Raw genomic sequence first — 1,424 nt, 5'->3', positions numbered from 1 at the left:
TAAATCATCACCATTAGTGGCAATAACTTTTTTGTACCAATAGAATGAATCTTTACGATAACGATCTAAAGTTTTTAAATCAAATTCTTCACGGTCTACATAAATAAATCCATAACGTTTGACCATACCTTCATGTGTTGAAATCAAGTCTACTGCTGACCATGGACAGTATCCCATCATTTCACAACCGTCTGTGATTGCTAATTGTACCTGTTCAAGATGTTTTCTTAAATATTCAATTCGATATTGATCATGTACTTTACCGTCTTCTGTTAATTTATCATATGCTCCTAGTCCATTTTCAGTAACGATCATTGGCAGACGATAACGTGAGTACATTTCACGGATTGTTGCCCGGAATCCCATTGGATCAATTTCCCATCCAAATTCAGTAGTTGGTAAATTAGGATTTTTAAATCCACGATAGAATCCGGCTTCACCACGAGCAGTTTGCTGATCAGCTCCAGGATCCATTGTTTCAGTTCCATCACTAGCTTCACAAGTAGCAGTATTGTAATAGTTGAAACCAATAAAATCAGGATGTCCATTTTTCAATGCTTCAGCATCTCCAGGTGCAAATGTTGGGCAGGCATCATGTTCTTCTAAGTAAGCCCAAACTAAATTATTATATACACCGTAAACCGCCATATCCAAATATAACCAGTTTCTTATAGCATTATAGTTTTGTGCTGCTAGAACATCTTCAGGTTTACAAGAAGCAGGATAAACTAATGAAATATTTGGTGCAGGTCCGATTTTTGCTCCAGGAATCATTTCGTGGCATAATGCCATTGCTTTAGCTTGTGCTACCAGCATATGATGGTTTTGCTGATAGATTTCTTTGATTTCGTTTGTGCATCCTTCCGGCAAGTGTAATGTACCAATTACCGGTCCAACTAAAGTCAGCATATTTTGTTCGTTGATCGTTAGCCAATATTTAACACGATCACCATAATTTTCATACATAACTTTTGCAAAGTTTACAAACCAGTCAACCGATTCTGGATTACCCCAGCTTCCTCTTTCATCTAAAGCAGCCGGCATATCAAAATGGAACATTGTTACCAATGGTTCAATACCGTATTTTAAACATTCATTAATAACATTATTATAATATTCAATTCCTTTTGGATTGACTTCACCAGTTCCATTAGGTAAAATTCTTGTCCAAGCGATAGAGAAACGATAAGTCTTGAATCCCATTTCTGCCATCAATGCAATATCTTCTTTATAACGATGATATTGATCAGCACACACATCAAGTTCTGAAGTTCCTTCAGGTACTTTTTTGACATCCTGACAAGATGGTCCTTTTCCATCGATTAAGTTAGCTCCTTCTACTTGATAAGCAGATGTTGAAGCTCCCCATAAAAAATCACTTGGGAATGGTTTTAGTTTTTTGTGTAACATTTTATTTCCTCCTT

1 protein-coding gene is annotated in these 1,424 nt (G+C 36.3%); it reads right to left on the bottom strand.

The features are described 5' to 3' along the window. A partial coding sequence (locus KTF99_RS16735; protein WP_009010136.1) for a glycoside hydrolase family 1 protein occupies positions 1–1,410 on the bottom strand: 1,410 nt, incomplete at its 3' end. Between the last annotated feature and the right edge of the window lie 14 nt (positions 1,411–1,424).

Source organism: Erysipelatoclostridium sp. MSK.7.34 (assembly GCF_019041935.1).
Lineage (GTDB): Bacteria > Bacillota_I > Bacilli_A > Erysipelotrichales > Coprobacillaceae > Thomasclavelia > Thomasclavelia ramosa.
Note: the sequence above shows the minus strand (reverse complement) of the source record. Positions and strands in the feature narration are given on the sequence as shown.